Origin of the sequence: Mesorhizobium sp. M4A.F.Ca.ET.050.02.1.1, from assembly GCF_003997725.1 — a bacterium.
Classification (GTDB): domain Bacteria; phylum Pseudomonadota; class Alphaproteobacteria; order Rhizobiales; family Rhizobiaceae; genus Mesorhizobium.
This window is the reverse complement of record NZ_RZSG01000490.1, coordinates 1-4,584: the sequence shown is the minus strand read 5'-3', so window position 1 is coordinate 4,584 and position 4,584 is coordinate 1. Positions and strand designations below refer to the sequence as shown.

Genomic DNA, 4,584 nt, shown 5'->3' with positions numbered 1-4,584 from the left:
GCACGTCGTGGATCAGGAAGCCCAGTCTGTCGATGCCGTCGGAAACCATGAGCGGCATATATAATAAGCGTGCTTACTATTCAAGGCAGCGGTGTTGATCCAGAAGCCGGCAACTGTGGATGGCAGACCCGCGACGCCGGCATGGTTAGCGGCTGGTGAACGTCCTGCGAGGCTCGCGCCCTCAGCCGGAGATGCCCATCGACGCCGGCAACGGCTTTTGAGTGAGTTTGTTCGCATGCGCCGCATCTGCCAGTTCTGATATGTCGTAACGTTACGTGCCAATCTCTGTTTTGTGCTGTCAACCGGCCTCGACCAGCCTGGCAGGGCGCCGATCCCAAAACATCGGAAAATTTTCAGAAACCGTTCGGGATTTCGCGGACCTGAAACGCGAAAAGGGATCGGGCTGGCAAACGACAGGCAGCAACGTCCGATCGCTCCCAGCCAACGCATTTTTTCGGTCGCCGCATCCTCGCGCGCGGCCGCAACCTTGGTCATGGAGACAACATGATTGCCACCCTTCTCCACAACAGGCCGCTGAGGCGCCGCCTTCTCGCCGGATCGATCGCCGTCCTTGCCTGCGGCGCCGCGATGGTCTGGCATGGCGCCAGGAGCGAGGCCTCGAACGCAAAGCCCGATGCGCCGGAGACGAAGCTCGTCAAGACGATAGCGGTGGCGCCGGTAGCCAATGCCGACACCCGCACCGCCATCGGTGAAATCCGCCCACGGCTCGAGAGCGACCTTGGTTTCCGCGTTTCCGGCAAGCTCGTCGAACGCATGGCGGAGATCGGCTCGACCGTGAACAAGGGCGAGGTGCTCGCCCGCATCGACGACCAGGACTACCGCAACCGGCTGCTTAGCGCCGAGGCGGATGTCGCGGCGGCGCAAGCCGTGCTGGTCGAGGCGAGTGCCGCCGAGGCCCGCATCGGCGCGCTGCTTGCCAAGGGTTTTACAACGCGCGCCAGCTATGACGCGACGCTGAAGAATCTGCGCTCGGCCGAGGCGAAGCTGAAGTCGGCGAACATCGCTTACGAAATGGCGAAGGACCAACTCGGATATACCGAACTGCATGCCGATTTCGACGGCATCGTCACCGCGACCGGCGCCGAAGCCGGCCAGTCCGTCAATGTCGGGCAGATGGTGGCGCGCGTCGCCGATCCAAACAGCCGCGACGCGGTATTCTCGATCGCCGAGGCCGCCTTCGCGAACACGCCTGATACGAAGCGACCGCCGAAGGTCACGGTCTCGCTGCTCAGCAATCCGGCGATCACGGCGACGGGCACCGTGCGCGAGATCGCGCCGGTGGCCGATGCCGCGACCCGCACATTCGAGGTCAAGGTCTCGCTTGAGGGCGCGCCCGACGAAATGCGCTTCGGCGCAAGCGTCGCCGGCCGCGCCGAAATCGCCGGCGCGCCGGTCGTGATGCTGCCGGGAAGCGCACTGTTCGACAAGGATGGCAAACCGGCCGTCTGGGTCGTCACCGCCACATCCGCCGTCGAGCTCAGGTCCGTCGCCATTGCCCGCTACGAGACCGACCGCGTCGTCGTCCGCGATGGGTTGGCCAAAGGCGACATCGTCGTTACCGCCGGCGTCAACCGGCTGCGGGAACATGAAAAAGTCCGTATCGTTGAAGGGGAAGAGAAATGAGCATGTCCAAGACCAAGGTCCTGATCGCCGGTGCCGGCCCGACCGGGCTGACGCTCGCGCTGTGGCTGACCAGACTCGGCGTGCCGGTGCGCATCTTCGACAAGGCCGCCGCTCCCGGCGAAACCTCTCGGGCGCTTGCCGTCCAGGCGCGCACGCTGGAGTTCCACCGCCAGATCGGCATCGTCGACGACGTGCTCGCCGCCGGCGTGCGGCTGGAGCGGCTGACCCTCCACACGCCGGCCGGCGTCGCGGCGAGGCTGCCGCTGTCGGATTTCGGCCGCGGCTTCAGCCCCTACTCCTTCGCCTTCGCGCTGCCGCAGGACATCCACGAGCGCGTGCTGATCACGCATCTCGAGCGCGCCGGCGTCGAGGTCGAGCGCGGCACCGAGCTTGTCGCCTTCCAGGACAAGGGCGAAGCGGTCATCGCCACGCTGTCCCAGGACGGCCGCACCGAGACCGTCAGCGCCGCCTATCTCGCCGGTTGCGACGGCGCCCGCAGCGCCGTGCGCCATGGGCTGAACATCGGCTTCCCCGGCGGCACCTACGAACAGTCGTTCTACGTCGCCGACGTCAAAGGCAGCGGCGAAATCACGCCCAACGGCATGGACACGACGATCAGCAGCTATGGCTTCGCCATCGTCATGCCTGTCCGGCAGTCGGGTTCGGTCAGGCTGATCGGCATCGTGCCGAAGGCGCATGAGGCCGACGAGACGATCACCTTCGAGGCGGTCCGCGCCGATGTCGAACGCGACACCGGCGTCAAGGTCCATGAGGTCAACTGGTTCTCGACCTACCGCGTCCATCATCGCGTCGCCGAACGCTTCCGCGCCGGCCGCGTGTTCCTGTGCGGCGATGCCGGCCACATCCACAGCCCCGCCGGCGGCCAGGGCATGAACACCGGCATGGGCGATGCGGTGAACCTCGCCTGGAAGCTCGCCGCCGTGGTCCAGGGCCGCGCCGATGCGCGCCTGCTTGACAGCTATGAGCCGGAGCGCATCGCCTTCGCCCACAAGCTGATCGAAAGCACCGACAAGGTGTTCCGCTTCGTCACCAGCCGCTCGCGGCTCGTCGGTATTTTCCGGCGCTACCTGATGCCGAAGATCATGAACGTCGCGCTGCATACCTCGTTCGGCTCGCGCGCCTTCTTCGGCGTGATCTCGCAGGCGGCGATCGAGTACCGCGCCGGGCCGATCAGCGCGGGCACGGCCGGCAAGGTCAGCGGCGGCGACCGCCTGCCTTATGTGGTCGGCGCGAGGGGCGACAATTTCGAGCCGCTGCGCTCGCTGGACTGGCAGGTCCATGTCTATGGCGAGGGCAATTGCGATTTCCGGGCGATGCTCGCGCCGAGCGGCATTCCGGTCCACGCCTTCGCCTGGTCCGAAGCGGCCGGCAAAGCCGGCTTGCTGCGTGACGCCGCCTATCTGGTGAGGCCCGACGGCCATATCGCGCTCGCCTCGCCCATCCAGGAGGCGGCGACTTTCCAGCGCTATCTCGCCGGCCTCGCCATCAGGCCGAGGACCGCCGAGCGCGCGCCTTACCGTGTGGCCGGCACCATGCACAGCCTGGCCTGAACCTCACGGCGTCCGCCTGACCGGCGGGCGCCGAGCAAAACCCCGATCGTCATTTGTCCGCCAGCCGGCGCAGCCGGCCGCGCGCCGGGATGGCGCGCGCCATTCAACGGAGTTGCATCATGACCAGCTTCAACCTTTCCGAATGGGCGCTGCGCCACCGGAGCTTCGTCATCTACCTGATGATCGCGGCAGCACTTGCCGGCCTCTATGCCTATCAAGGCCTTGGCCGCGAGGAGGACCCGCCCTTCACCATCAAGACCATGGTGGTGAAGACGATGTGGCCCGGCGCCACGACCAGCGACACGGTCGAGCAGATCACCGACCGCATCGAGAAGAAGCTCGAGGAACTGCCCGATCTCGACTACGTAAAGAGCTACACCAAGCCCGGCGAATCCGTCGTGTTCGTCAACCTCAAGGACACGGTCGCGGGCGACCAGGTGCAGCCGCTCTGGTACCAGGTGCGCAAGAAGCTCGACGACATCAAGCCGACGCTGCCGTCCGGCGTCCAGGGCCCGTTTTACAATGACGAGTTTGGCGACACCTATTCGCTGATCTACGCGCTCACCTCCGACAGTCTCAGCCATCGCGAGCTGAAGGACCTGGCCAGCAGCCTGCGCGCCGGACTGCTCACCGTGAAGGATGTCGCCAAGGTCGACCTGGTCGGCCAGCAGGACGAGAAGATCTACCTCGAATTCTCGACGCGAAAGGTGGCGGCGCTCGGCCTCGACGTCGGCACGCTGTCGCAGGCGCTGCAGGCGCAAAACGAGCTGACGCCGAGCGGCACGGTCGATGCCGGTCCCGAGCGCATCGCCATCCGCGTCTCGGGCAGCTTCACCTCCGAGGAGAGCCTGAAGGCGATCAATTTCTACGCCAACGGCCACTATTTCCGGCTGGGCGACGTCGCCGAGGTCAAGCGCGCCTATTCCGATCCGCCCCAGCCGCTGTTCCGCTTCAACGGCAGGCCGGCCGTCGGCATCGCGATCTCGATGACCGCTGGCGGCGACGCACTGGCGCTCGGCGAAAACGTCAAGGAGAAGATGCACGAGATGGAGGCCGAGCTGCCGCTCGGCGCCGAGCTCGGCCTGGTCGCCGACCAGTCGCATGTGGTGGAAGAATCCGTCGGCGAGTTCACCAAAAGCCTCGGCGAAGCGATCGCTATCGTGCTTGCCGTCTCGCTGCTGGCGCTCGGCTGGCGCCCCGGCATCGTGGTCGCCGTCGCCATCCCGCTGGTGCTGGCGATCCCCTTCGTCACCATGGAGTATTTCGGCATCTCGCTGCAGCGCATCTCGCTCGGCGCGCTGATCATCGCGCTCGGCTTGCTGGTCTCCGACGCCAGGATCGCCGTCGAGATGATGATCTCGCGCCTGTA

At 66.0% G+C, this 4,584-nt stretch carries 3 protein-coding genes; all 3 read left to right on the top strand.

Features of this window, described 5'->3' with window-relative positions; all coding sequences use genetic code 11:
* The first annotated feature begins 504 nt into the window (after positions 1–504).
* Positions 505–1,644: an efflux RND transporter periplasmic adaptor subunit gene (locus EOA33_RS25230; RefSeq protein WP_127406864.1), complete on the top strand. Its 1,140-nt coding sequence runs from the start codon at positions 505–507 to the stop codon at positions 1,642–1,644.
* Positions 1,641–3,215: an FAD-dependent monooxygenase gene (locus EOA33_RS25225; RefSeq protein ID WP_210212603.1), complete on the top strand. Its 1,575-nt coding sequence runs from the start codon at positions 1,641–1,643 to the stop codon at positions 3,213–3,215. The genes EOA33_RS25230 and EOA33_RS25225 overlap by 4 nt, the downstream gene beginning before the upstream one ends.
* Before the next feature lie 119 nt (positions 3,216–3,334).
* Positions 3,335–4,584 (top strand): efflux RND transporter permease subunit (locus tag EOA33_RS25220; RefSeq protein WP_145989272.1); only part of this gene is annotated, 1,250 nt, incomplete at its 3' end.

Excerpts from the sequence above, each read along its gene's own strand:
- EOA33_RS25230 (WP_127406864.1), top strand. The coding sequence starts at position 505 with ATGATTGCCACCCTTCTCCACAACAGGCCGCTGAGGCGCCGCCTTCTC.
- EOA33_RS25225 (WP_210212603.1), top strand. The coding sequence starts at position 1,641 with ATGAGCATGTCCAAGACCAAGGTCCTGATCGCCGGTGCCGGCCCGACC.